This is a genomic window from Paraburkholderia acidicola (assembly GCF_002362315.1).
Taxonomy (GTDB): Bacteria; Pseudomonadota; Gammaproteobacteria; order Burkholderiales; family Burkholderiaceae; genus Paraburkholderia; species Paraburkholderia acidicola.
Genome location: NZ_MTZV01000002.1, coordinates 489,562 through 516,532 on the forward strand (window position 1 = coordinate 489,562; position 26,971 = coordinate 516,532).

Below are 26,971 nucleotides of genomic sequence, written 5' to 3' on the forward strand. Positions count from 1 at the left end.
GCGCATTCTTCGACATGTCTGACCGACCGATTATAGACTGGCCCGCCTGGACCGATTCGCCACCCGGACGCTACGTGCTCGAGTGGGAACAGGCGCAGCTCGACCGCGTGGTCTCCGATGTGTTCGGTTACCACGCGTTGCAGCTCGGCCTGCCGCAACTCGATGCGCTGCGCGAAAACCGGATGTCCTGCCGCGGGCTCGTGCTCGACGCGGCCAGCGGTGCGAGCGCGCCCTATTCGTTTCCGCCGGGCGGCTCCGCGCCTCTTGCGTTGCCCGCTTCCCCCACACTGCACGCACCCGAGGGACGCAGCGCAGTGTGGTGCGACCTGCTCGACCTGCCGTTCGAAGCCCAGAGCGTCGACCTGATCGTGATGCCGCACACGCTCGAATTCACGAGCGATCCGCACCGGCTGCTGCGCGAAGCCGAGCGCGTGCTGATGCCGGAAGGCCAGTTGATCATCCTCGGCTTCAATTCGCTGTCGCTGTGGGGCGCGCGGCAGTCGGTCGGCAAGATGACCGGCCGGCCGTTCGTGCCGGCCGCGGTGGACCTGATTGCGTTCACGCGCCTGAAGGACTGGATCAAGCTGCTCGGTTTCGACCTTGAACGCGGACGCTTCGGCTGTTATCGTCCGCCGCTCGCGAGCGTTCAATGGCTGTCGCGCTATGCCTTCATGGAAGCCGCCGGCGACCGCTGGTGGCCGATCTTCGGCGCGGCCTACATGGTGACGGCGATCAAGCGCGTGCGCGGCATGCACCTCGTCGGCCCGTTGAAGGTAAAAAAACCTGTCCTCAAGGCGGGCCTCGCGCCAGCCGCGACACCGCATTCACGCAACCCGAACTCATGACCTCCGAACTCATCGAAATCTTCACCGACGGCGCCTGCAAGGGCAACCCGGGCCCTGGCGGCTGGGGCGCACTGCTGCGTTACGGCGCGCAGGAAAAGGAACTGTTCGGCGGCGAAGCCGACACGACCAACAACCGCATGGAACTGATGGCCGTGATCGCTGCGCTCGAAGCGTTGAAGCGCCCCTGCAAGGCCGTCGTGCACACCGACTCGAAATACGTGCAGAAAGGCATCAGCGAGTGGATTCACGGCTGGAAAAAGAACAACTGGATCACGTCCGCAAAAACACCGGTGAAGAACGCCGACCTGTGGAAGCGGCTCGACAAGGCTGTCCAGCAGCATGAGATCGAATGGCGCTGGGTGAAGGGACATGCGGGGCATGTGGAGAACGAACGTGCCGACGCGCTGGCGAACCGCGGTGTCGCATCGCTCGCCGAGCTTTAAGTATTTGCAGCGCGCCCTTTGCGCTCTTTACGTGTTCTCATTCGTTATTCCGAAGTTTCTGAAGCAGGCTAGACCGACATGCGTCAAATCATTCTCGACACCGAAACCACCGGCCTCAATGCCCGTACCGGCGACCGCATCATCGAAATCGGTTGCGTCGAACTGGTGAACCGCCGCCTCACCGGCAACAACCTGCACTTCTACATCAACCCCGAACGCGACAGCGATCCCGGCGCGCTCGCCGTGCACGGGTTGACCACCGAGTTTCTTCGCGACAAACCGAAGTTCGCGGAAATTGCCGCGCCGCTGCGCGACTTCATCTCCGACGCGGAGCTGATCATTCACAACGCGCCATTCGACATCGGCTTTCTCGATGCCGAGTTCGCGCTCCTCGGCCTGCCGTCGTTCAGCAAGAACTGCGGCGAAGTGATCGATACGCTCGTGCGCGCGAAGGCGATGTTCCCCGGCAAGCGCAATTCGCTCGATGCGCTATGCGACCGCTTCGGCATCAGCAATGCGCACCGCACGTTGCACGGCGCGCTGCTCGACTCGGAACTGCTCGCCGAGGTTTACCTCGCGATGACGCGCGGTCAGGAAAGTCTCGTCATCGATATGATCGGCGAGAGTGCGGCCAGTGGCGACGCGCACGCGCCGAGTGTCGCACTCGACGCGCTCGAGTTGACGGTGATCGCCGCGAGCGACGACGAACTGGCGGAGCATCAGGCGCTGCTCGACGGTCTCGACAAGTCGATCAAGGGAACCAGCGTGTGGCGGCTCGAAGCTGTCGATGCTCCTGCGGATTCTTCGCAGCCCGCCTAAAAAGCACTTTACGAAGTTTCGAAGCTCTGACATAATCGCCGCTCTTCGGGTGGTTAGCTCAGCGGTAGAGCACTGCCTTCACACGGCAGGGGTCACAGGTTCAATCCCTGTACCACCCACCAGAACTATCCGACGTAGCTTGCTTAAGTGGCTATGCGACGTGTTCGGTATCTGGCCCGCTTCATTGGTTTGTTAGTGCCAACAGCAGGACCAGCACCCCGAAAGAAGAAACCCCGCACTCGCGGGGTTTTTTTCGTCCATTCGACCTTAGTCCACAAAGCGCAATCTGTAAAAACGGGACGACCTTAGAGATAGGGTGGCGCTACAACAGGTCTTGCTCATCACCTCGGGCCGAACTTTCCCTCCAGAAAGCTCTCATCGTCGTTGCTTTGGTGGCCGCCGGATGAGATGCCATAGTGGCCCTCATTGATGTCTTCTTGTCTGCTATTGCGTCTTGGAGATACCGTCGTGGCTCCGACGTCCGACGAGACACGCCCCGAACTCTTACTCGAAGAATTCGAAGAATTCGAAGAAAAGAGACTTCTAGCGAACGCCTTGAAATTCGCTCTAAAACCTTGAGGTCCCGTTGCTGCGGTCGATTGTGCCGCCCCTCCTGCACCAGCCTTGCCAGTCGAGTAGCCATTGCCATGGCCGGACGTTGCGATCCGCCCCGGTGCACCCGGGGGCGCCGTCGCCGGCCGCTGGTGGGCGTACGTCGACTGAGCTTGTGCGTGCGGCGGCTGGCTCCCCACCGGAGCTTGCGGCCGCCCGGATCCCGCGCCCCACATCAGGTTGTGCGCGATTTCCTGAGGCGTCGTTTGCATGGCCGCCGGCGCCGACCCCCGCCGCTGGAATTGCGCTCCCCCCTGCATCCATGGATCCATCCCCTGAGCCGCCGCTTGCATGGCCGCCGGCGCCGACCCCCGTCGTTGTGTTTGCTGCACGCTGCCCCCCGTCCCTGAATCCATTGGAACCTTCGGCGGCCGCGGTGGCAGATCGCTAAATCGCCCGCTATTCACGCCCGGTGGCGATGGGCTTTCCGAACCGGAGCGGCTCCGGGCTTTTGTGGTGCTTGGGTTGTCACCCCAAGCGGCAGCGCCAAGTCCAACTGGTGGTGTTCTTACGGGAGAGCTCATGACGTTCCTCGGTATCAGTAGAGCGGTACGCCACAATCATACGAACGTCGATCCGTCGTCCCCGGCACCGATACGAAGGAACGCGGGCAAATCCGAAGCGAATGCGTTACGTCAACAGACCTGCGACGGGTGTTCCGGTCCAGACTTACGCGAACAGACCTTCTCCATGCACGAGTGCATGCCCACCTCCAGATTGCGCCTTGTTTGCACTGCCTTCACACGGCAGGGGTCACAGGTTCAATCCCTGTACCACCCACCAGAACTGTCCGGCGTCGCTTGCTCAATTGGCTATGTGGCGCGTTCGGTATCTGGCCCACTTCGTTGGCGTACTACAGCTAACAACGGTAGGGTCGGCATACTGGAACGAGAAAGAAAAACCCCGCGTTTGCGGGGTTTTTTGTTGCAGCTGCGCCTTCGAGAATCCAGCAAGTAATCAACCGGACTGGATCGGCGAGAACCAGGCTTGGCTTGCCCTGCACGGCTCCCCCCAATTACCTACGATCGCGGGCGAAGGTACAACCACGACATGAGCTTCGCTCGGCTCTCAGAACAAAGAAGCCATCGATCCGAGTCCGTCCAGTGATCAGAAAGAATGGGAATGGTCGATAGATCGCGCGCGCCCGTTTTTATTTCACGTATCTCAAAGTGTTGCCCGGCGCGAGAAAGTAATCCCTCATATTTCGCCTTTCCATCCGCAATCATGAAATCATGGATTTCAATGATGATGTGCGCGTCCGACAGTGATTTCAGGCACTCTTCTGTAAAAACGTCAAACTCGTGTGTTTCGATGTCGCACAGAACCACGCTATCTGCCAATGCTACGTGGTAAGCCTGTAACTCTGCCATGAAATTTTCCGTCGCAGCACCATGGAGATGAACACGCTCGCCCACGCCTGCGCTCGCCGCAATCTTCCTTATGTTGTCTCGACTTTCATCAACGATCTCAAAGCAATGCGACCTCTGGTAACACCCGCTTGCCACCATTCCTACGCCGTAAAATCCATCCGCAGCACCAAGATCGATAAGCGTATGCCGTGTTTTCCCGAGTTCGGCCAGCAACTCGCAGATTTCCTGTTCGTATAATCCAAGAATTTTTGCACTGTTATCGGCTACTCGCCACGTCGCCAATTCGCCCAGATTGTATCCCTTCATTGGACCATGCTGGATAACGCCACCCGTTATATCCATCAGGCGATTAGCAAGATACAAACGCCGAGCCTCAACCCCGTTCGAACTTAATATCCCGATTATATTCAGTGCTTCATCGACATCCATTTCTCATCCTCGTCAATCGTAATCGCGAGCAAGCGAGCGATCTGTCGCCGCTCCACACCACACATTACAGACTCATATCACAGCCGTCAGAACATTTCGAGGACCGCATCCGCTTTTCACAGTAATTCACGTTCTCGCGAACAAAAGAGCCCGTATCGCACAGATGAAGCATGACGGGATATGCCGCAACGAAGTGCGGGACGGTCGGGTGGTGGTGAAGGGGCGTCACGAGATCGAAATCAACGGCGAACTTGCGGCAGCGCAGGAGGCTTTTTTGTCCCGACAAGTGAGATTGCAGAAGATATCCGACGCTGCGTTAAGCCGCAACTGGAGCGATAGACTTCACGCGCTGATGCGGAATCGCGCGATCTTCGCCGACAGGCATTTCTCAAGGAGTTCAACGAAGTCCGCAAAGACCTTCACTGGAGGCAGACGAAATGATCTCGAACCGCTCCCAAGGTTCTTCGACCCGCGACAACAGTGTGCGGGCCGAAAGCATCTGACAGACTTACAGATCGTGTCCGAGCTTGTGAAGCAGATCGCCTGGCGAACTGCGTGTGTTGATCGCATTGATGGTGTCGGTCAGGAACCACGGCAAGATCAACTGCGTATTGGGATCGGTGACACCGACTTTAAGTATTGGCTGCGCAGTCGGTGCAGTGCGGCCTTTGTTTTGTACGGCGGCACCGGCATCGGACGAGGTGGGCACGCTCGTGGAAGACCATGCGGATGAACAGGCAGCAGCACACACGATCAGCGCGGCAACAGAACGAACGATTTTCATGAAGGACCTCTCACAGGGTTGGCAAAAACGCTATGCGGAAATTATCGCGCAACTACGTGGTGCCGTGTTTTGCCGTTCGTGTAGGCCGAGTTACTGTTGTTAGCCGCCCGAGGTCAGTGATCCGGGCGGCCAAACCGTTCACAACGCGCCCGCGTACTCCGCCTCTGCACACCCCTGCACGCCAGGCCGCACGGCAAACAGATGGCCATCGTGCTCCGTCGCGCCCACACCGGGTCGAATCGACGTCACGAACAGCGTATCGAGTTCGCGCCCACCGAATGCACACATTGCCGGCTTGATCGCGGGCACTTCGATCTGGCGATCAAGCGTGCCATCGGGTGTGAAGCGCAACACGAGACCCGCATCGTTTGCACAGATCCAGTAGCAGCCATCCACATCGATGGCCGCGCCGTCGGGGCGCCCAGCATGGCGATGCAGATCGGCGAAAACGCGCCGGTTATGCGGTTGGCCTTCGTCGATGTCGTAATCGAAGGCCCACACCAGCCGGCGCAACGGATGCGAATCCGACAGATACATCGTGCGGCCATCAGGCGACCACGCAAGGCCGTTCTGCACGATCAGCGCTTCGACAATGGGCGTCGACAGCGCGCCGCGTTCATCGAAACGATATAGCGCGCCAGCCGGAACCGCGGCCGCCATGTCCTGCACGATCGTGCCCGCCCAGAAGCGTCCCTGCCGATCGCATCGACCGTCGTTGAAGCGCATGTCGGGTGCAGCGAAAACCGGTGCGGCAAGCTTTCTAACGAGCGCATTGACCGGTGCATGCACCGGCTTGCCCGCAGTATCTGCGCCCGCGTCGACATCCGCTTCAGGCAACGTCACGGCAAACAATCCGCTTTCGCAGCCCGCGAGCACCTTGCCGTTGCGACCAAAGGCGATGCACGCAACCTTCTCCGGCAAGATCCACTCGGACCGTACCGCCGTCTCGACCTGCAGACGCACGATCTTTCGCGCAGGAATGTCGACCCAATACAGCGCCTGTTCGGTGGCTCGCCATACCGGGCTCTCACCAACCGTGGCCGGTGCCTGCCCGTGCCCTTCCACGCGTTCAGCACGGATCATGGGTACAGCAGCGCTCACCGCTTCGGCTCCATAGGGCCTGCAAGGACGAACGCGCCGCCCTGATAACGCTGGGTCGGATCGTCGAGATCGGTGGTCGGTACGCTCAGCGGGAACAGATGTTCGAACTGCGCAGAGCTGTCCTGCGGATGAAATCCGAGGAACGCCGCCTTCGCGTTATCGATCCACTTCGCCCGGTTATCCGACACGCCGTAGACGATCGCATGCCCCACGCGATTCGTGAACAGCGAACAGCGCACGAGTTCGATGAGGTCCCGGTAGCTCAGATAGGTCACGAGCATGCGCGGATTCTTCGGTTGCTCGAACGACGAGCCAATGCGCAGACACACCGTCTCGAGACCGAAGCGATCGAAGTAGTAGCGCGACAATGATTCGCCGAAGCATTTCGACACGCCATACAGGCTGTCCGGACGCAACGGCGCATCGATATCGACCACCGATGTGGTCGGATGGAAGCCGACCACATGATTCGAACTCGCGTACACGATGCGTCTGACGCCGTGCTTCTGCGCCGACGAGTACAGGTTGTAGAGCCCGCGAATATTCGCTTCGAGCAGATCCTCGAACGGTGCCTCGACCGAAATGCCGCCGAGGTGAACCACCGCGTCGACGCCTTCGAGCAGCGCATGCACCGCATCGCGATCGGCCAGATCGACGACGGCGAGTTCTTCGTGCGCAGCCGCGTCGCCGAGCGGCACGATATCGCTGACGCGAACGATGTCCGCCCACGCGGATAGCGCGCCGCGCAACTGCTGTCCGAGATTGCCAGCTGCGCCGGTCAGCAGGATGCGGCCGAAAGGTTTGCGCGGCTCGGTCGATGCAGCGGCGCTCTGATTACTGTCAGTCATGTTTTGCTCTGTTCCTGGTGTGAAGAGATGTTCGCCGCGCCATGCTTGAGCGTTGCTTCTGCGCCGCTGCGCAGCAGCCCGATGTCGGTGGCAAGTGCGACGTAATCGAAGCCGATGCGCAGATACTCCGCGGCGAGCGTGGGGTCGGTCATCAAGATGCCGATCGGTTTGCCGCAGCGATGCGCACGGTCATACGCATCGTGAATCGCTGCCTGCACGTCGGGATGCCGGAAGTCGCCGAGATGTCCGAGCGCAGCGGCAAGATCCGACGGCCCGATAAAGAGTGCATCGACGCCGTCCACTGCCGCGATCTGTTCGAGGTTCGCGAGCGCCTTGCCGGTTTCCAGTTGCACGAGCAGGCAGACTTCGTCGTTTGCTTCGTGCAGATACTGGCTGTCGCGCCCGTAGCGGTTGGCTCGCGTCGCGGACGACACGCCGCGAATGCCGGCCGGCGGGTAGCGCACCGCCGCGGCCGCGCGCTGCGCGTCTTCCTGCGTGTCGACCATCGGCACCAGCAAGGTCTGCGCGCCGATGTCGAGCAGGCGTTTGATCTGCACGGTGTCGTTGGTGCCGGGCCGCACGACCGCCGATACCGTCGATTGCGCCGCCGCACGCAATTGCTCCTGCACCATCGGTACTTCGTTAGCAGCGTGCTCGGTGTCGATCAATACCCAGTCGAAGTCGGACTGCGTGAGGACTTCGACGACGTTGCTACTCGCCAGCATGCTCCAGATGCCAAGCTGCTGTTGCCGGGCGAGCAATCGAGCCTTGAACCGGTTGGGTTGCATAGCGGATTCCATGTTAAACGTTTTCCATATGTTATCGGTCGTTGTTTCAGCGGTCAATAAATTGCAACGACTACCATTTGCAACATCGGAAGAAAACGTTATCCTTCCAACGATGAAAAGAACCTCTTCCACGATCCGCGACGTCGCCGCTGCCGCCGGCGTGTCTGTCGCGACGGTGTCGAAATACATGAACGGCGTGCAGCGCTTCTCGCCCGCCGTCGAAGCCCGGTTGAAGGCCTCGATCGAGCAACTCGGCTATCGCTCGAACCCGCTCGCGCGCTCGATGATCACCGGCGAAACCCGCGCCATCGGTCTCGCGGTGCTCGACATTCGCAATCCGCACTTCACGAACATCGTCAAAGGTGCGAACCGCGTAGCAATCGAGCACGGCTACACGCTGCTGCTCGTCGATACCGAAGAAAACCAGACACGCGAGCGACCGCTCATCGAAGCACTGGCACAACGTGTAGACGGTTTGATCGTGAGTTCGCGGATACCGGACGACTCCGTGCAATGGATGCTCGATCTGCACAAGCCGATCGTCCTGTTCGGCAGCAATCGCCACTTTCCGATTCCGTGTGTCGGCACCGACAGTTATCTCGCAGCCTACATGCTGACGCGTCATCTCGTGAACCAGGGACATCGGCGCTTCGCCTATCTCGGCTTCGGACAATCGCGCTGGAACGACGAGCGGATTCGCGGCATGCAAAGCTGCCTCGCCGAGCACGGTCTTATCGCCGCACTTTACGAAGGCCATACGCCGTCGCCGCAGGCCGGCGAACGTGCATGTTCGTCGATCATGCTCGGACCGGAGCGCCCCGATGCGCTCATCTGCTACAACGATCTGATCGCGCTCGGCTTCATGAAGGAAGCGCGTGCGCTCGGTTTCGCATTGCCTGAAGACATCTCCGTTGCGGGCTTCGACAACGTGCCGTATGGCGAGTACACGTCGCCGGCACTGACCACGGTCGATCTGCAGAGCGAGAAACTCGGTGAACTGGCGATGCACAAGCTGATCGACGCGCTGGCCGGCAAAAGCGATGTCGGCTATTCGCCGCTCGAACCGCGCCTCGTCGCGCGCGACTCTACGATACGTCGCGCCGCTTCCGGCGATACGACACCTGCCCTCACGACGCCAACCAGAAACGGAGACAGTCGATGAAAATCGCCACCGTCCGGAGTACCCCGATCGCGGTCAGCGACTCGCCGCTGCTCAATGCGAGCGGCGTGCACGAGCCTTACGCACTACGCTCGATCATCGAGGTCGAGGCAGACAACGGGCTTGTCGGCCTTGGGGAAACGTATGGCGACAAGCCGGTACTGGACAGCCTCACGCGTGTGAAAGACAGCCTGACGGGCCTGAGCCCGTTCGACCTGAACGGACTGTGGCAACGCGTACACGCCGCGGGGAAGTCGGCGGTGCGTGGCGTCGAACTCGACGTATCGCCGGGATCGCAGGCAAGCCATGCGGACCAGAAAATTTTCGGCGCGTTCGAGGTCGCGTTTCTCGATCTTCAGGCGCGCTCGCTCGGCATTCCTGTGCATGAGTTGCTCGGTGGCGCGGTCCGTCGACAGGTGCCGTTTTCAGCGTATCTGTTCTTCAAGTTTGCGAGCGATGTCGATCCGTCCTATCGGCCGAACACATGGGGCGAAACGCTCGATGAAGCACAGCTCGTGACGCAGGCGCGCACGATGATCGACCGGTATGGCTTCGGCAGTATCAAGCTGAAAGCGGGTGCGCTTGATCCCGAACACGAAGTGGCGTGCCTGAAGGCACTCAAGCACGCGTTTCCGGATCACCCGCTGCGTATCGATCCGAACGCGAACTGGTCGCTCGATACCGCGATCCGTATGGCCGGGCAGTTGCAGGGCGACCTCGAATACTACGAAGACCCGACACCGGGGCTCGACGGTATGGCCGAGTTGCACAAGGCAACCGGCTTGCCGCTCGCAACCAACATGGTCGTCACGAACCTGACCGAATTTCGCCGCAACATCGCCTTGAACGGCGTGCAGATCGTACTGTCCGACCATCATTACTGGGGTGGTTTGCGCGCCACCCAAACGCTCGCGGCACTGTGCGATACGTTCGGTCTCGGCCTGTCGATGCATTCGAATTCGCATCTCGGCATCAGCCTGATGGCGATGTCACACCTCGCGGCGGCCGTGCCGAATCTGACCTACGCGTGCGACACGCACTATCCGTGGCAGAACGAGGAAGTCATCAAGGGCGGCAAAGTGGCGATTACCGGCGGCTGCGTGACCGTGACCGATGAACCGGGCCTCGGCGTCGAGCTGGACCACGATGCGCTCGGTACGCTGCACGAGCAATATCTGCGCTGCGGCCTCGTCAATCGCGACGACGCCACGCAGATGCGCAAACTTCGCCCCGACTGGTCACTGCGCAGGCCGCGCTTCTGACGGTTCTGCCCAACTTCACACAACCTCATATCCGCACGGAAGACAATCATGGCAAAGATCGGTTTTATCGGACTCGGCATCATGGGCGCCCCCATGGCGCGCAATCTGCAGGCGGGCGGCCACACGCTGCTCGCGTACAAGCGCAACGGCGCGCTGCCGACGGAACTCGCCGATGGTGGCGCGACAGCGTGCAGTTCGCCGAAGGACGTCGCCCAGCAGGCCGACATCGTGATCACGATGCTGCCCGATACGCCCGATGTCGAAGCTGTGCTGTTCGGCACCGACGGCGTCGCGCACGGCTTGAGCAAGCGCAAGACAGTGATCGACATGAGCTCGATTGCGCCGCTGCAGACCAAGGCGTTCGCAGAGAAGATCGCTGCGCTCGGTTGCGATTATCTCGATGCGCCCGTGTCGGGCGGCGAGGTCGGCGCGAAGGCCGCATCGCTAACGATCATGGTCGGCGGCAGCGACGCCGCGTTCGCCCGCGTGAAGCCGCTGTTCGAACTGATGGGCAAGAACATCACGCTCGTCGGCGACGTCGGTGCGGGGCAGACCTGCAAGGTCGCCAACCAGATCATCGTGGCGCTGACGATCGAAGCGGTCGGCGAAGCGCTGCTGTTCGCTTCGAAGGCCGGTGCGGATCCGGCGCGCGTGCGCGAAGCGCTAATGGGCGGCTTCGCGTCGTCGCGGATACTCGAAGTCCACGGCGAACGGATGATCAAGCGCACGTTCAACCCCGGCTTCCGGATCGATCTGCATCGCAAGGACCTGGGGCTCGCACTGGAAGGCGCGAAGGCGCTCGGCGTGCCGCTGCCAAACACCGCCACGTGCCAGCAACTGTTCACACTGTGCAGCGCGCACGACGCGGGCCAACTCGACCATTCGGCGCTGGTCAAAGCGCTCGAAATCATGGCGAACCACACGGTCGCCTAGACTGCGTCAGCAGTAGACATACGACGTCCTGATTCAGCCTCCTCCCTCGCTGCACACGCCATAAAAGCCGCGCACACCTATGGTGCGCGGCCCTCTCCTTACAAAAATCCCCTCTTGCCAAGACTGCATTGCCGTCCTTTCGACGATGATGTACGATGACTGACGTTTTGAAATAACCTCTCATCTTTCACCGTCCCCGCTCCTGCAGGAGCGCGCAACACGCGAGCCGCCATGACGCCTCAAGAACTGAAACAAACCCTTTCCTCTGGCCTTCTGTCGTTCCCGGTCACCGATTTCGACAAGAACGGCGATTTCGCGCCCCGCACCTATATCGAACGTCTCGAATGGCTGGCGCCTTACGGCGCGAGCGCCCTCTTCGCGGCGGGCGGCACGGGGGAATTCTTCTCGCTGGTGCCGGGCGAATTCACCGACGTCGTACGCACAGCCGTCGAGACCTGCCGCGGCAAGGTGCCGATTCTCGCCGGCGCCGGCGGCCCGACGCGCACCGCGATCGCCTTTGCGAAGGAAGCAGAGCGGGTCGGCGCACAAGGCATATTGCTGCTGCCGCACTACCTGACCGAAGCGTCGCAGGAAGGCGTGGCGGCTCACGTTGAAGCGGTCTGCAAAGCGGTGTCGATTGGCGTGGTCGTGTATAACCGCGGCGCCTGCAAGCTGCAACCGGAAGCGCTTGAGCGGCTCGCCGAGCGCTGCCCGAACCTGATCGGCTTCAAGGACGGCCTCGGCGATATCGAATTGATGGTGTCGATTCGCCGCCGCCTCGGCGATCGCTTCACGTACCTCGGCGGTCTGCCGACTGCCGAAGTCTATGCAGCCGCGTACAAGGCGCTTGGCGTGCCGGTGTATTCGTCGGCGGTGTTCAACTTCATTCCGAAGACAGCCGTCGAGTTCTACCGCGCCGTCGTCGAGGACGATCACGAAACGACCGGCCGTCTGCTCGACCAGTTCTTCCTGCCGTATCTGCAGATCCGCAATCGCCGCGCAGGCTACGCGGTCAGCATCGTGAAGGCGGGTGCGCGTCTTGTCGGCCGCGATGCCGGCCCGGTGCGTGCGCCGCTCACCGATCTCACCGAAGACGAATGCGCGCAACTCGATGTGCTGATCAAGGCGCTCGGGCCGCAATAACCCTGCGACAACTTCGCTTCGTGATGACCCGGTGATAACCCACGGTCATCGCGAGCCAACGCATTCCACGAGGACTACCCATGTCTAATCCGTCGTCCGGATGGCCGACCGGCGAAATGCTGATCGGCGGCTCTGCGGTGCGCGGCAGCGGGGCGCCGCTGCACGCCCTCAACCCGGCCACCGATGCGCCCATCGATACCCCCACGTTCAACAGCGGCACGCGCGAAGACGTTGCGCGCGCCTGTGAACTCGCGGCCGCCGCATTCGATACCTACCGTGCAGCGCCGCTCGAATCACGCGCGCGTTTTCTCGAAGCGATTGCTGATGGCATTGCCGCACTCGGCGATGCGCTGATCGAGCGCGCGCACGCTGAAAGCGGCTTGCCGAAGGCGCGACTCGAAGGCGAACGCGGTCGCACGATTGGCCAGTTGCGGCTGTTCGCGGGACTCGTGCGCGATGGTCGCTGGCTCGATGCCACACTCGATTCCGCGCAGCCCGAACGCAAGCCGTTGCCACGCGCCGACCTGCGCAAACAGAACGTGCCGCTCGGGCCGGTGGCCGTATTCGGTGCGAGTAATTTCCCGCTCGCGTTTTCAGTGGCGGGCGGCGATACCGCGTCCGCACTGGCCGCCGGTTGTCCGGTCGTCGTCAAGGCGCACCGCGCCCATCTCGGCACATCGGAACTGGTTGGCCGTGTCGTGCAGCAGGCAGTCGCGCAGTGTGGCTTGCCCGAAGGCGTGTTCTCGCTGATTGTCGGTGCTGGCAGCGAGGTCGGTGAAGCGCTCGTCGCGCATCCGGCGATCAAGGCCGTTGGCTTCACCGGTTCGCGTCACGGCGGTTTGTCGCTGGTGCGCACGGCCGCTGCGCGCGCAGAGCCGATTCCGGTGTATGCGGAAATGAGCAGCATCAATCCGTTCTTCGTGTTGCCCGCCGCGCTGGCATCGCATGGCGATGCGATTGCGCGCGGCTTCGTGGATTCGCTCGCGCTCGGCGCGGGGCAGTTCTGTACCAACCCGGGTCTCGTCGTGGCGCTGGCCGGCGACGCACTCGATGCGTTCATCGTAGCGGCACGTCATGCACTCGCCGACAAACCCGCGCAAACGATGCTCACCGCCGGCATCTACTCGGCGTACCGCAGCGGCGTCGAACAGCTCGGTTCGCTCGACGGCCTTGCATTAGCCGGCGAAGGCCCGGTAGCCAGTGGACCGAATCAGGCACGCGGCGCGCTCTTCGTCTGCGATGCGGAAACATTCCTCTCGACATCCGCGCTCGAAGACGAAGTGTTCGGTCCGGTGTCGACAGTCATTCGTTGCCGCGACGAAGCGACGCTACTGCGTGTGGCTGAACATCTGCAGGGACAGCTCACCGCGACGCTGCATCTCGATGCAGTCAACGCAACCGATGCCGCGCTCGCACGCCGTCTGCTGCCCGTGCTCGAACGCAAGGCGGGGCGGATTCTCGCGAACGGATATCCGACCGGTGTCGAGGTATGTCATGCGATGGTGCACGGCGGCCCGTTTCCGGCTACGTCGGATAGCCGTGCGACGTCGGTGGGATCGAGCGCAATCGAGCGCTTTCTGCGTCCGGTCTGCTATCAGGATCTGCCCGCGGAACTGCTGCCCGAGGCATTGCGCGACGGCAATCCGTTGCAGCTCTGGCGGCTCAGCGACGGTGCGTTCGCACAGCGCTAGTTCGCGACTCGGTGGGACCTGGCTGATCACCGGCGGTGGTATGCGCTTCGCGCATCATCGCCGGTTCAAGATATGCGCAAAGACAGTATGACGTCAGACAAGATAGGCAAACGTCGAGCGAAACATGACGCGGCGGCGATCCGCCGCTCAGCCAGCCTGCCCCGCCCCTTCCGCTTCTTCGTTGGCGCGTCGCAAGCGCTCGCGGCTCTTCGTCAGATGCGTGCGCATCGCAGCACGCGCCGCTTCCGGATCGTGTCGTGCGATCGCTTCATAGATGTCTTCATGCTCGTGGTTGAGCCGCGCCATGTAGCGATCGAGATCGTCGCCGGCAATACCCGCGGAATTGACGCGCGCCCGCGGGATGAGCGTCGCGCCGAGCTGCGACATGATCTCCACGAAATAGCGGTTGCCGGTGACACGCGCGATCTGCAGATGGAACTGATAGTCGGGCGCGACCGTATCGACACCCGCGTGCGCCGCAACCGCGATGGCATCGAGCGCGCGCCGCAATCCGACCAGATCCTCTGCAGTAGCGCGCTGCGCAGCCAGACTCGCGCATTCGCTTTCGAGGCTGATCCGCACTTCGAGGATCGCGAGCACATCGCGAATCGTCGTGATTGTTGCCGGGTCGATACCCACCGAACTATGCACACGGTCCAGCACGAAACTACCAATGCCGTGTCGCGTTTCGACAAGACCACTCGCCTGCATGCGCGAAATCGCCTCGCGTACAACAGTGCGACTTACCCCCTGCGCGACCATCACTTCGGTCTCGGTCGGCAGCTTGTCGCCAGGGCGCAGGGCACCCGCCTGGATTTGCGCAGAGAGCGCATCGACGACGTCTTGCGCGAGGCTACGCATGCGACGGCGCGGCGCGACAGGAAGAGTAGGCACGGACATGGCGGCGTTCGTTGATCGTGAGGGTTTACATGGGGTATGAGCGAACAACTACGATTCATTATACTGCGTCAGATGTCATCTGATGACTGATGATTTACCCGTGAACCTGTCAACGGATTCGTCCGCGGCACAGCGCCGTGCGGCCTGCAACGCAATTCCCTGCGCCTCCAGGTACCCGCGCCACCCCGGCCACCATGCACTGCCTGCACCGTCGCGCATCTTGAAGGAGACACCCGGCGCCCTGCCTCAGCACCGGCACCGGTATCTATCGCCATGACCGAACTGAACCAGCGCGTGGGCACAACCTCCCCGCAAGACCCCGTCGCCCGCGAACGCGCCAACGATACGACCACCGCAGCGCCGACAGAACGCGCCACGAAGGTCCGTTATCTGATCGTGCTCATGCTGCTCGTCGTGACCACGCTGAACTACGCGGATCGCGCGACGCTGTCGATTACCGGCACAGCGATGCAACACGATCTCGGTCTGTCGCCGGTCATGATGGGCTACATTTTCTCCGCGTTCGCGTGGTCGTATGTGATCGCCCAGTTGCCGGGCGGCTGGCTGCTCGACCGTTTCGGCTCGAAGCGCACCTACGCGGTCAGCATCTTCGCGTGGTCGCTGCTCACAATGATGCAAGGCTGGGTGGTCGGTCTCGCAGCCGGTACGGCAATCGCCGCGCTGTTCGCGCTGCGCTTTCTGGTCGGCATTGCGGAAGCGCCTGCGTTCCCCGGCAACAGTCGCATCGTCTCGGCGTGGTTCCCGACCGCGGAACGCGGCACCGCCGCCGCGATCTTTAACGCGTCGCAATACTTCGCGACCGTCGTGTTCGCTCCGCTGATGGGCTGGATCACGCACGCATTCGGCTGGCCGCATGTGTTCACGGTGATGGGCGTGCTGGGCATCCTGATCACCGGCGTGTGGATGAAAACTGTCTACGCGCCGAAGGAACATCCGCGCGCGAACCCGCAGGAAATCCGCTACATCGAAGCAGGTGGCGGCCTCGTGGATCTCGACCAGCGGCGCAGTACACGCGGTAGTGCCGCGGTACCGGTCGTGCGCCAGGTCAAGACCGTTGCGTGCGTAAAGGAAATGCTCAGGAGCCGCATGCTGCTCGGCGTGTTCATCGGCCAGTACTGCATCACGACGCTCACCTACTTCTTTCTCACGTGGTTTCCGATTTACCTCGTTCAGGAGCGGCACATGTCGATCCTGAAGGCCGGTTTTCTCGCAGCGATTCCGGCGATCTGCGGTTTTCTCGGCGGCGTACTCGGCGGTGTGATCTCGGACGCGCTGCTGCGTCGCGGCTACTCGGCCACCTTCGCACGCAAGGCGCCGATCGTTGCGGGCATGCTGCTGTCAACCTGCATGATTGCGTGCAACTACGTCGACACGCAGTGGATCGTCGTCGCCATCATGGCGCTCGCGTTTTTCGGCAAAGGTGTCGGCGCGCTCGGCTGGGCCGTCGTCGCGGATACCGCACCGAAGCAGGCCGGCGGCCTGTGCGGCGCGCTCTTCAATACGTTCGGCAATGCAGCCGGTATCACGACGCCGATTGTGATCGGCTACCTCGTGCAAGGCACCGGCTCGTTTGCAGCGGCGCTCGTTTTCGTCGGCGCAAATGCGCTGGTCGCGATCGCGTGCTATCTGTTCGTGGTCGGCGAGATCAAGCGGGTCGAACTGAAAGATTCGCTGATTGCTGCCTGATCTCTATTGCCTCTGGTTTTCTCTTTCTTCGCTCACCGATCATCATGAACGCAACTGCCTCAAGCCATTCCACCGACACACCGAAGGTCACGGAACTGCAAGTCATTCCGGTCGCCGGCCGCGACAGCATGCTGCTGAATCTGAGCGGCGCGCATGGGCCGTTTTTCACGCGCAACATCGTGATCCTCAAGGACAGCGCGGGACGCACCGGTGTCGGCGAAGTGCCGGGCGGCGAAAAAATCCGCCAGACCATCGACGATGCGCGACCGCTCGTCGTCGGCCAGTCGATCGGGCGCTTCAACAACGTGCTGAACACCGTGCGCAAACAGTTCGCCGATCGCGATGCGGGCGGACGCGGCCTGCAGACTTTCGATCTGCGCACGACGATCCACGCGGTGACCGCGCTCGAAGCCGCGCTGCTCGATCTGCTGGGCCAGCATCTCGATGTGCCGGTCGCGGCGCTGCTTGGCGAAGGGCAACAGCGCGAGCGTGTGGAGATGCTCGGTTATCTGTTCTACGTCGGCGATCGCAAGAAAACCGACCTGCCCTACGCGGACGGCACTGCGGACGATGACTGGACGCGGCTGCGCACCGAAGCCGCGTTGTCGCCGGAAGCCGTCGTGCGGCTCGCGGAAGCGGCGCATGCGCGTTACGGCTTCAACGATTTCAAGCTAAAGGGCGGGGTGTTCGCGGGCGATGCGGAAATCGAAGCTGTGACCGCGCTCGCCGAACGCTTCCCGGAGGCACGCATCACGCTCGATCCGAACGGTGCATGGTCGCTCGCGGAGGCGATCCGCCTGTGCCGCGACCAGCACGATGTGCTGGCCTATGCGGAGGACCCATGCGGTGCGGAGAACGGCTACTCGGGGCGCGAAGTCATGGCCGAATTCCGCCGCGCCACCGGCCTGAGGACGGCGACCAACATGATCGCCACCGACTGGCGCCAGATGGGTCACGCGATCCAGTTGCAATCGGTGGACATTCCGCTCGCCGATCCGCACTTCTGGACCATGCAGGGCTCGGTGCGCGTCGCGCAGATGTGCAACGAATGGGGGCTCACGTGGGGCTCGCATTCGAACAATCACTTCGACGTGTCGCTCGCGATGTTCACGCACGTCGCCGCGGCGGCGCCGGGCAAGATCACCGCAATCGATACGCACTGGATCTGGCAGGACGGTCAGCGGCTTACGCGCGAGCCGTTGAAGATCGTCGGTGGGATGGTTGCGGTGCCGCCGCGTGGCGGCCTTGGCGTCGAACTCGACATGGATGAAGTTGCAAAGGCGCATGAGCTTTACAAGCAGCACGGCCTCGGTTCACGCGACGACGGCGTCGCGATGCAGTATCTGATTCCGAACTGGACGTTCGATAACAAGCGGCCTTGTCTCGTGCGTTGAGGGAGGCGGCAGCGGAGGCTTGAGCGCAGTACGTCAGGCAAGGCGGTAAACCGACTTGCTTGACGGGACATGCATGATCGCCGCGGGGTCGTCGGATGTGGGGCGTCGCTCTTCTGCGTCGACGAGATCGATGGGATCGACGGGATCGATGAGATTAAACAGCGTTGTCGGGCAGCCCGATTCCGCGCGCCATCCCCGTTGCCGCGAACACCATCAGCACCAGCAACACGAGCTGCACCACACCGATACCGGCGTAGCGCCGGGCCCGCCCGAGATCGGGCTCCACACCCTTCTTCAGCGCGATACGCCAGCGGATCAGACCGATCATCGGCGCAATTTCGAGCAGCAGGATCAGAACCAGCGCGCCCATCTTCAGATGAAACAGCGGCTCGTGCAGATAGTAGTCGGCGCCCTTTTCGTAACCACCGAACGCCCGCATCGCACCGGTCACGATCAGCACGACCGCCGAGACGCCCCAGCCGTTATCGGCGTGAAAAACCGCCGGCAGCCCAGCCGATGTCGAACAGTGCCGCAGCGCGACGCTGCGTCTGAGAATCGACACGAGCGCCAAACCGTAGGCCAGCAGATGAATTGCGGCAAGCAACCAGCGAATCAGCATGGCGACTCCTGTGAAGGCCAGCCTAAACGGTCTGGCTCAACGTCGTGTCGAGCGCTCGCGCGGCGGTACGATCGCCCTCGGTGGCAAGCGGCGTGCGGAACACCCTCTGGCGATTATGTCCCGCCGCAGCCGGCGAGTTCCATAGCAGTTCGATCTTCGGCCGGCGACCCCAGCGGGCGGTGCCTGATCTTGCGGGCGTCGCGGGTGTCACGACTGACTCACGGCGCAGCGCCGCGGCCGGCACGGCCCCGTCCGCTTCGATCGATATAGAAGGCTCGCTGGAGACGGCGGCATCGGCTGGAGCTGCGGCACTACCCGCCGACACGCCACCCGTAACACCTGCAAGCCAGCGCACCGACAACTCACGTGCATCGTACTGCCCCAGCTTGCGGCTCTCAGCCCAGACGATCACCGTACGCGTCACGACATCAAGCGCAACCGCATAACGGCCGATCGCGAAGCGCCGCGCCGCGATATTGGTTCGCCACAACGGACGTGGCCGGCAAATCCACAGCACAGCGGCATACAGCGCCGGTGCGGCCACGAGCCAGCCGTTGGTCGCGGCGACGGTATTGAGCGTGCGCCGCCAACCGGCGGCCAGCACAAAAGCCCCGATCGACCAGAGCGCAAAAACGAAACCGAGCAGCGCGAAGAACCGCAGCGCCTGACGCAGCCACTGCGGCAACGGATGAAACGGCCGCTCAGCCTGCGCGCGTGCGCCGGGTAGAAAGATCAGCAGGAACAGGAACACGAGATTGATGCACGCCCAGGGCGACGACGCCATCCCCGACAGTGCGGCGAAGATGTCCATCTGTGCCATCGAGAACAGCCAGCGAGCCAGAATCACGAGACCGATGGCGCGTAGCGCGAAGAGCGTACCGGCGCCAGGCGCCGCGTTCGCACGCGTCTCTTTCGTTCTCGCCAAAGCATCCTCCTGTATCGTCGGCGGCACCGCCGGTTTGCGGCACGGCCATTATAGGGACTATGTGCCGAAGGCTCACGGTTAGCGCGCGCGAAACGGCACTTTCGCGGGGCGCGGTGTGGTTTCCCGGCGATATCCGCGGCGCGCATACAACAACGCCCCGCATGCTTGACGCATGCGGGGCGTGGCGAACGACTATCTCAGTGATGCAGGCTCTCCCGACGACCCACACGGGCGCCGGAGAAAGCGCGTCGGCCTCAGCCGGCGTTGACTTCGCGCAGCACCGTACGGCGCTTGCGGCGCAGCAGTTCTTCGTAGGCCGCGACGTAGTTCTTCGCCATCACCTTCGACGAGAAACGCGCTTCAAATGCCTTACGAACCGTTTCGCGCGGCAGCGTGTGCAGGCGCTTGACGGCAGCGACCGCGCTGATTTCGTCTTCGACGACAAAACCCGACACGCCGTTTTCGATCACTTCCGGCACCGAACCGCGCTTGAACGCGATGACCGGCGTACCGCACGCCATTGCTTCGATCATCACCAGACCGAAGGGCTCCGGCCAGTCGATCGGGAACAGCAGCGCGTGTGCATTACCGAGGAACTCGGTCTTTTCCGCTTCGCTGATTTCGCCGATGTACTCGACGTGCGGCAGCGACATCAGCGGCTTGATGACTTCTTCGTAGTAGGCGCGATCGGCCTTGTCGAGCTTCGCAGCAACCTTGATCGGCATGCCGGCCTGTTCGGCGATACGGATGGCCGTGTCGAGGCGCTTTTCCGGCGAGATGCGGCCGAGGAACGCGAGGTAGCTGGGCTTGACGTCCGGAATCGGCTTGAGCAGGTTTTCCGGCAGACCGTGATACACGGTCGACAGCCAGTGCGCCTGTTGCAGCGGCGAGCGCTGGTTGTCCGAAATCGATACGACCGGCACGTCGTTGAACGTGTTGAAGATCGGTTGCAGTTCCGGCAGGTCGAGACGGCCGTGCAGCGTCGTCAGATGCGGCGTCGGCTGGCGCGAGAACAGCGAGAACGGGTAATAGTCGATGTGGAAATGCAGCACGTCGAATTCGTCCGCGCGACGGCGCACTTCTTCGAGCAGCAACATGTGCGGCGCCATCGTGTCACGGATGGTCGGGTCCAGGCGCAGGGCCTGCGGCCAGAATGCTTCGAGTTTCGCCGAGGTCTGCGAATCGCCGCTGGCAAACAGCGTCACATCGTGTCCCTGTTCGACGAGCGCTTCGGTCAGGTACGACACTACCCGTTCCGTGCCGCCATACAGCTTGGGCGGAACTGCCTCGTGCAAGGGAGCGATTTGAGCGATTCGCATAATGGAGAACTCCTCGTAAAAAAATCAGGCAAAAAAGTACTGCGGTTGGTTAAAGCGATTCGTTTGCTCGCTACGGCGGTACGGCCGAAGAAAACCGGCCTGGCCTGTTTTTTTCGAGAAATCCTGCGACGGATCGCTTGCAAGGACACCCACACTGGTCGTCGGCTGCCAGGTTGCCCATCCGGCGGTAAACGCACCGAATGACCGCTCGTTGACAGATCGTCAGAAAATCCCAGGGACTGACCGAAGGCGCATTATCCGCGTCCGGCCCCTGTGGGGGTGCACAACATTTCAAAAACTTTACGTTGTTACAAAGGCGCAACATTTTGCAAACCCTTGTTTTGCAAGACAGTTTTACATTGAAGGCTGGTTCGCTGCACTGCGGAACCGATTCTTCGCCGCGCTGCCGCGTCACCCCGCTGCCGTTTTAAACTGCCTGAACGGCTGTCCGAGGGGCCGCAACGCGGCAACGGACAGGGGTACGCTGAATGCAATCTGTAATTATATCGCGATTGCGTCTCGAAATAGCAGCCGAGGCGGTGAACCATGGGGAGATCCGTGACTCGGACACCGTAGACCCACCTCATCGTCACCCCCTCGTTCTGGCATAGAGATGCAGTTGCAGCCACATTCCGCATGCGGAATAGCTTTTGCGTATTTACAATGCCGGAACATTCATCTGTGTCGCGAACGCATTGCGGCCGTTGCATCGCTAACCCGCCTCACACCAACCACACGAACAATTGGAACATTTGACTCCCGCACAGCGTAACGTCCACAACGCAAAGCTCGCGAGCTATGCGGACCGGCCGCTTGCGTTTCTCTTCCGCTTCATCCGCCGTCATCCGCTCGCGCACGCCGTCGTGTTGTGCAGCGTGTTTGCCGCAGTCGGATGCGCGCTCGCTTCGCAATACGCGATCAAGCACCTGATCGACGTGCTCGGCACCGGCCGGCATCACCCGGGGCCGCTGTGGACCGCGTTTGCGATCCTCGTCGGCCTGATCGCCGCGGACAACATGCTGTGGCGCGTCGGCGGCTGGGTTGCCGCGCATACGTTCGTGGCAGTAACCGGCGATCTGCGGCGCGATCTGTTCCAGTATCTGAGCGGCCATTCGCCGACCTACTACGCCGAAAAACAACCCGGCATGCTCGCCAGCCGCATCACGGCAACATCGAACGCGGTCTACACCGCTGAGAACACCACCGCCTGGAACGTGCTGCCACCGTGCATCGCCGTCTGCGGCGCGATCGTCATGATCACCGCCGTCAATCCATTGATGTCGGGCGGTCTGCTGCTGTGCTCGGCAATTCTGTCGGTGGTGCTGTACAAGCTGGCCGGGCGCGGTTCCGCGCGTCACCATCGCTTCGCGACGAAAGCGGCGTCGGTCGACGGCGAACTCGTCGATGTCATCAGCAACATGGGGCTCGTGCGCGCGTTCGGCATGACCTTCCGCGAACAGAAGCGCTTCGGTGCGACGGTCAAGGCGGAAATGGACGCGCGGCAGCAGAGCCTGCTGTACCTTGAAAAGCTGCGCCTGCTGCACGCGGTGATCACGGCGCTGCTGTCGGCGGGGCTGTTGGGCTGGGCGCTGTGGCTGTGGGATCAGGGCAAGGCGACCTCAGGCGATATCGTGCTGGTCAGCTCGCTTGGCTTCACGATCCTGCACGGCACGCGCGACCTCGCCGTCGCGCTCGTCGATGTCACGCAGCACGTCGCGCGGCTTGCCGAGGCCGTGAAGACGCTGCTCGAGCCGCACGGCATGCCGGACCGGTCGGACGCCGGCGAACTCGTGCCGCAAGGCGGCCGCGTCGACTTCGAACGCGTGACCTTCGCCTATCCGCGCCGCCGGCCGATCCTCGACCATTTCGACCTGCATATCGAACCTGGCCAGCGCGTCGGGCTGATCGGCAAGTCGGGGGCCGGTAAATCGACCGTGCTTGCGTTGCTGCAGCGTTTCTACGAAACCCAGGGCGGGCAGATCAAGATCGACGGTACGGACATCGCCGGGGTGACGCAGGAGAGCCTGCGCCACGCCATTGCGCTGGTTCCGCAGGATATTTCGCTGTTCCATCGCACGGTATTCGAGAACATCGCGTACGGTCGCCCTGAAGCTACACGCGAAGAAGTTGTCACCGCCGCACGCGAAGCGCGCTGTACGGATTTCATCGAGGCGATGCCGGACGGCTTCGATACGATCGTCGGCGACCGCGGCGTGAAGCTGTCGGGCGGTCAACGCCAGCGCATCGCGATCGCGCGCGCGATCCTGAAGAATGCGCCGATCCTGCTGCTCGACGAGGCCACCTCGGCGCTCGATAGCGCGTCCGAAGAAGCGATCCAGAAAGCGCTCGACCGCCTGATGGTCGGCCGTACGGTGATCGCCATCGCGCACCGGCTGTCTACGCTGCACAACTTCGACCGGATCATCGTGATGAGCACGGGCAAGGTGATCGACGACGGCACGCCCGAAGAACTGCGCAACCGCCCTGGGATCTATCGCGATCTGCTCGCGAAGCAATATGGCAAGAGCACGACGCTGCACATCGGCGGCAAGAAGGTCGACGAACAGCACGTTGCTTGAGGGAGGTGTGATGGGGTAGCCGGTGCGTTCCGGCTACCGCGTGGTCTGGCGTAGCGGGTTTCTTTCTGCGCAGTACCAGTACCGCGCCGGTCAGCCGACAACCGCCGCAGGCGCATCGCCCGAGCGCTGCAGATCGCGCATGAAGTTATCGCGCCACACCGACACGTTGTTCTCCCGCAGTTGCACGATCATGTCCCGATGGCGCGCCTGTCGCTCTTCGAGCGGCATCGTCAAGGCAGCCGCCAGCGCGTCCGCCATCCCGTCGATATCCACCGGATTAACGATCAGTGCGCCGTGCAATTCCTGCGCCGCGCCGGCAAAACGCGACAGCACCAGCACGCCGGGGTTTTCCGGGTCCTGCGCCGAGACATATTCCTTCGCCACGAGGTTCATGCCATCGCGCAGCGGCGTGACATAGCCGACGTGCGCGGTGCGAAACAACGCCGCGAGCACCGAGCGCTCGTACTGCCGATGGATATATAGAATCGGCGTCCAGTCCAGTTCAGCAAAACGCCCGTTGATACGGCCCGACTCGCTCTCCAGTTGCAACCGGATGTCCTGATAGGCGTGCAGGTCGGCGCGCGTCGGCGGTGCGATCTGCAGAAACGACACCTTGTTGCGTTGCGCGGGCGTCTGTTCGAGCAGCCGCTCGAACGCACGGAAGCGCTCCACCAGTCCCTTCGAATAATCGAGCCGGTCGACGCTCATGATCAGCTTGCGCGCGTGCAGCGTCGCCTTCATCGTGCGCACGGGCTTGCCGCGCTCCCCGGCTTTCGCGAGTTCCGCGATCTCGTCGGGATAGACGCCGATCGGATAATCGGCGGCGTACAGCGTCCTGCCGAACGCACGCACGATGGTGGGCCGGCCATGCGTTGCTTCGACGGTTCCCTCTGCTTCGTTGACGACGTAATCGCAGAACGCACGCAGATCCGGCGCGGTCTGGAAGCCGAGTAAATCGAACGAACACAGCGCCTCGACCAGCGCACGATGCGGCGGCACCGCGAGCAGCACCTGCGAAGCGGGAAACGGAATATGCAGGAAGAAGCCGATGCGATTCTTCACACCGGCTGAGCGCAGCGCCTGCGCGAATGGGATCAGATGGTAGTCGTGTACCCAGATCACATCGTCGGGCCGCAGCAGCGGCACCAGTTGCTGCGCGAGCCACGCGTTCACGCGGCAGTAGCCTTCGAACTCGTGGCGGTCGTACTGCAGCAGATCCGCACGATAGTGAAAGGCGGGCCACAGCGTCGCATTCGAAAAGCCGCGGTAGTACTGATCGTAGTCGCGCCGCACGAGGCCGATCGTCGCGAACGTGACGGGCCCGCGTTCTTCGACCTTGATCTGCGGCTGCCCGGAGCTCAGCACATCGCCGCTCCATCCGAACCACATGCCGCCGGTTTCCTTCAGCGCGTCGTACACGCCGACCGCGAGACCGCCGGCGGCGGGCCCGCCCTCCGAAATCGGCGCCACGCGATTCGATACGATGATCAGTCGGCTCATGACCTGCACGCTCCGTGCAAAAACAGTCCCATCACGTTCATTCGACTACGCTCATTCATGCACCGCGTGCCGCCGCGACCAGCGCAGCCAGCCACACGTGCAGCGCCCGCACAGAGTCGACGCGACTGTGTGCAATCGTCTCGCCGGCTCCGACCTTGATCGACAGGCCGCCGTATTCGTTGACGACGGCGAAGCCTTTTTCGTCGGTCAGGTCGTCCCCGGCAAATACCGGACGACGGCCCGCGAACGGCGGCTCGTCGAGAAACGCACGCAGCGCGCGGCCCTTGTCGACGTCCTTCGGCTTGATCTCGTAGACCATCTTGCCGGGTTGCAGCACGTACGTCTCCGGATAGTCGGCAACGAGACGGCCGGTGGCCTCACGCGCAAGCGGCTCGCGATCGGGCGCGTTGCGGTAGTGCAGCGCGATCGCAGCGCCCTTGATCTCCAGCAGCATGCCGGGGTTCTGGTTCACAACCTGTGCCAGCACCTGCTCCATGCGCAGCAGACGTTCGTCGTTAAAACCGATGCGCTGGGTATCGCCGTTCGCATCGCGCCGCTCGGCGCCGTGCAGACCTGCGATCGGCAGATCGGGCATACCGAGAAACGTATCGATGCTGTCGATGCCGCGTCCCGACACGATCGCCACCGCGCCATGGGTGAGGCGTCGCAGTTCGGTCAGTAGCGCGAGGGTGTCGGGCTGCACGAGTACGCCGTCGGGTGTCGGCGCCAGTTCGACGAGCGTGCCGTCGAAGTCGAAGAAGAATGCGGTCTCCGCGGGAGACAGAACAGCCGGAAGTGCTTGCATCGGTTTTATCTTGCCTCTCAGCTGGGTGCAGCCGGAAAAGTGTGCGCATCTTACCGCGCATCCGGTCATTTTTCGAGAAAGTAAGCCTGCGCGCAATGCTGGTGGGCGTGACGGGCCGATCGGGTCAGGTTACTGCGTTCAAAAGCAGAACGATCGGATTTCAATGTGCTTTCAGTGCTCTGCGGCATATTGCCTCGTCCTGCGCGGGCTCGCCCCGTGGCGGCAACGAGAGCCGGCAATTTGCGCTAGAGTCGCAGCCACGATGGCCTGTGCCGCTCGCGTCAGGTATTGAATCGAGTGCCCACCGCCGTCTTTGTTCCCCTGAATTCTTCCGCTACACCATGCAAACGCAATCGCTTCGCCGTCGCGCGAGCCTGATACGCACGCGACTCCCGCGCATGCTCGCGCTGTGCGCAGCGCTCGGCATACTGGGTGCGACCGGCACGCTCACCGGTTGCTCGCGCGAAGCCGCGCCCTGGAAACTGACCGATGTGACCGGCCATCTGCCGGATCTCTCGTTCTCGCTCACCGGCGACGACGGCAAGCCCGCTACCGGCGATACGTTCAAAGGCCGCACGTCGCTGGTCTATTTCGGCTACACGCACTGTCCCGATGTCTGCCCCGAAACGATGGCGCGGCTGATGCAGGTGCTGACCGAACTCGGTCCCGATGCGCAGCAGGTGCGCATCCTGTTCGTGACCGTCGATCCGGCACGCGATACCCCTAAAGCGCTGCACGACTATCTCGGCGCATTCGATGCGCAACATGCGCGCGGCCTGACGGGCAGCGACAGGCAGATCGAATCGATGGCGCAGCGCTACCGTGTTGCCTATCAGATGGAAAAGCGCGATCCGAACGGCGACTACGAAGTGACGCATAGTTCGGCCGTGTACGTCTTCGACGCCGAGGGCCACGCACGCCTGCTCGCCACCGATCAAGACTCGCCCGACGTCATCGCGCACGACGTGCGTCGTATCATCGACGCCCACTCCTGAT

The 26,971-nt window shown here is 62.4% G+C and carries 23 protein-coding genes and 1 tRNA gene; 13 read left to right on the plus strand and 11 right to left on the minus strand.

Annotation, left to right across the window (positions count from 1 at the left end):
• The first annotated feature begins 14 nt into the window (after positions 1-14).
• The 4 genes from BWP39_RS04230 (at position 15) to BWP39_RS04245 (ending at position 2,229) form a co-directional block, all read left to right on the plus strand.
• Complete coding sequence (locus BWP39_RS04230) at positions 15-845, plus strand: class I SAM-dependent methyltransferase (RefSeq protein ID WP_096718543.1); 831 nt, start codon at positions 15-17, stop codon at positions 843-845.
• A complete protein-coding gene (gene rnhA, locus BWP39_RS04235) occupies positions 842-1,288 on the plus strand; it encodes a ribonuclease HI (RefSeq protein WP_091020025.1) in 447 nt (148 codons plus the stop codon). Before BWP39_RS04230 ends, rnhA begins: the two co-directional genes overlap by 4 nt.
• A 78-nt stretch (positions 1,289-1,366) precedes the next feature.
• On the plus strand, positions 1,367-2,107 hold the full coding sequence (gene dnaQ / locus BWP39_RS04240; RefSeq protein ID WP_096717154.1) for a DNA polymerase III subunit epsilon: 741 nt from the start codon (positions 1,367-1,369) through the stop codon (positions 2,105-2,107).
• A gap of 47 nt (positions 2,108-2,154) precedes the next feature.
• Positions 2,155-2,229, plus strand: a tRNA-Val gene (locus tag BWP39_RS04245).
• Positions 2,230-3,738: 1,509 nt separating this feature from the next.
• On the opposite strand, the gene BWP39_RS04250 is transcribed toward BWP39_RS04245, so the two are convergent.
• The 5 genes from BWP39_RS04250 to BWP39_RS04270 form a co-directional block, all read right to left on the minus strand.
• A complete protein-coding gene (locus BWP39_RS04250) occupies positions 3,739-4,518 on the minus strand; it encodes a hypothetical protein (protein WP_096717156.1) in 780 nt (259 codons plus the stop codon).
• 508 nt (positions 4,519-5,026) lie between these two features.
• The gene (locus BWP39_RS04255) at positions 5,027-5,302 is read right to left on the minus strand and encodes a hypothetical protein (protein WP_096717158.1); all 276 of its coding nucleotides are present in this window, start codon (positions 5,300-5,302) and stop codon (positions 5,027-5,029) included.
• A gap of 138 nt (positions 5,303-5,440) precedes the next feature.
• Entirely contained in the window at positions 5,441-6,385 is a 945-nt protein-coding gene (locus BWP39_RS04260) for an SMP-30/gluconolactonase/LRE family protein (protein WP_096717160.1), read from the minus strand.
• A gap of 14 nt (positions 6,386-6,399) precedes the next feature.
• On the minus strand, positions 6,400-7,251 hold the full coding sequence (locus BWP39_RS04265) for an NAD-dependent epimerase/dehydratase family protein (protein WP_096717162.1): 852 nt from the start codon (positions 7,249-7,251) through the stop codon (positions 6,400-6,402).
• Positions 7,248-8,051, minus strand: coding sequence for an HpcH/HpaI aldolase family protein (locus BWP39_RS04270; protein ID WP_096717164.1), 804 nt, complete (start codon positions 8,049-8,051; stop codon positions 7,248-7,250). The genes BWP39_RS04265 and BWP39_RS04270 overlap by 4 nt, the downstream gene beginning before the upstream one ends.
• 16 nt (positions 8,052-8,067) lie before the next feature.
• Here BWP39_RS04270 and BWP39_RS04275 point away from each other — a divergent pair, with 16 nt between their 5' ends.
• From BWP39_RS04275 to BWP39_RS04295, 5 genes are all read left to right on the plus strand, one after another.
• Entirely contained in the window at positions 8,068-9,201 is a 1,134-nt protein-coding gene (locus BWP39_RS04275) for a LacI family DNA-binding transcriptional regulator (RefSeq protein WP_235851370.1), read from the plus strand.
• On the plus strand, positions 9,198-10,460 hold the full coding sequence (locus BWP39_RS04280; protein ID WP_096717168.1) for a glucarate dehydratase family protein: 1,263 nt from the start codon (positions 9,198-9,200) through the stop codon (positions 10,458-10,460). The genes BWP39_RS04275 and BWP39_RS04280 overlap by 4 nt, the downstream gene beginning before the upstream one ends.
• Before the next feature lie 48 nt (positions 10,461-10,508).
• Positions 10,509-11,393 carry a 2-hydroxy-3-oxopropionate reductase gene (locus BWP39_RS04285; protein WP_096717170.1) on the plus strand — a complete coding sequence of 295 codons (885 nt, stop codon included), beginning with the start codon at positions 10,509-10,511 and terminating at the stop codon, positions 11,391-11,393.
• A gap of 231 nt (positions 11,394-11,624) precedes the next feature.
• Positions 11,625-12,536, plus strand: a complete 912-nt coding sequence (gene kdgD, locus BWP39_RS04290; RefSeq protein ID WP_096717172.1) for a 5-dehydro-4-deoxyglucarate dehydratase — start codon at positions 11,625-11,627, stop codon at positions 12,534-12,536.
• 80 nt (positions 12,537-12,616) lie between these two features.
• Complete coding sequence (locus tag BWP39_RS04295) at positions 12,617-14,227, plus strand: aldehyde dehydrogenase (NADP(+)) (RefSeq protein WP_096717174.1); 1,611 nt, start codon at positions 12,617-12,619, stop codon at positions 14,225-14,227.
• Between the two features lie 147 nt (positions 14,228-14,374).
• On the opposite strand, the gene BWP39_RS04300 is transcribed toward BWP39_RS04295, so the two are convergent.
• Positions 14,375-15,127, minus strand: coding sequence for a FadR/GntR family transcriptional regulator (locus BWP39_RS04300; protein WP_096717176.1), 753 nt, complete (start codon positions 15,125-15,127; stop codon positions 14,375-14,377).
• Positions 15,128-15,529: 402 nt separating this feature from the next.
• On the opposite strand from BWP39_RS04300, the gene BWP39_RS04305 reads away from it, so the two are divergent.
• Both BWP39_RS04305 and gudD read left to right on the plus strand, forming a co-directional pair.
• On the plus strand, positions 15,530-16,834 hold the full coding sequence (locus BWP39_RS04305) for an MFS transporter (protein ID WP_407944776.1): 1,305 nt from the start codon (positions 15,530-15,532) through the stop codon (positions 16,832-16,834).
• A 44-nt stretch (positions 16,835-16,878) separates the two neighbouring features.
• A complete protein-coding gene (gene gudD / locus BWP39_RS04310) occupies positions 16,879-18,228 on the plus strand; it encodes a glucarate dehydratase (RefSeq protein ID WP_096717180.1) in 1,350 nt (449 codons plus the stop codon).
• A 154-nt stretch (positions 18,229-18,382) separates the two neighbouring features.
• Here the strand turns inward: gudD and BWP39_RS04315 are convergent, their stop codons facing one another.
• The 3 genes from BWP39_RS04315 to BWP39_RS04325 all read right to left on the minus strand — a co-directional run bounded on the left by BWP39_RS04315 (position 18,383) and on the right by BWP39_RS04325 (position 21,091).
• Entirely contained in the window at positions 18,383-18,847 is a 465-nt protein-coding gene (locus BWP39_RS04315; protein ID WP_096717182.1) for a DUF2214 family protein, read from the minus strand.
• Between the two features lie 22 nt (positions 18,848-18,869).
• On the minus strand, positions 18,870-19,772 hold the full coding sequence (locus BWP39_RS04320) for a hypothetical protein (protein ID WP_096718545.1): 903 nt from the start codon (positions 19,770-19,772) through the stop codon (positions 18,870-18,872).
• A 254-nt stretch (positions 19,773-20,026) separates the two neighbouring features.
• Entirely contained in the window at positions 20,027-21,091 is a 1,065-nt protein-coding gene (locus BWP39_RS04325) for a glycosyltransferase family 4 protein (protein WP_091019968.1), read from the minus strand.
• A 743-nt stretch (positions 21,092-21,834) separates the two neighbouring features.
• On the opposite strand from BWP39_RS04325, the gene BWP39_RS04330 reads away from it, so the two are divergent.
• Entirely contained in the window at positions 21,835-23,670 is a 1,836-nt protein-coding gene (locus BWP39_RS04330) for an ABC transporter ATP-binding protein (protein WP_096717184.1), read from the plus strand.
• Positions 23,671-23,760: 90 nt separating this feature from the next.
• Here BWP39_RS04330 and otsA read toward each other — a convergent pair whose 3' ends face one another.
• Positions 23,761-25,170: an alpha,alpha-trehalose-phosphate synthase (UDP-forming) gene (gene otsA, locus BWP39_RS04335; RefSeq protein ID WP_096717186.1), complete on the minus strand. Its 1,410-nt coding sequence runs from the start codon at positions 25,168-25,170 to the stop codon at positions 23,761-23,763.
• Positions 25,171-25,225: 55 nt separating this feature from the next.
• The gene (gene otsB / locus BWP39_RS04340) at positions 25,226-25,975 is read right to left on the minus strand and encodes a trehalose-phosphatase (RefSeq protein ID WP_096717188.1); all 750 of its coding nucleotides are present in this window, start codon (positions 25,973-25,975) and stop codon (positions 25,226-25,228) included.
• A gap of 341 nt (positions 25,976-26,316) precedes the next feature.
• Between otsB and BWP39_RS04345 the strand changes: the two genes are divergently transcribed.
• Complete coding sequence (locus BWP39_RS04345) at positions 26,317-26,970, plus strand: SCO family protein (RefSeq protein ID WP_096717190.1); 654 nt, start codon at positions 26,317-26,319, stop codon at positions 26,968-26,970.
• The last annotated feature ends 1 nt before the right edge of the window (position 26,971 follow it).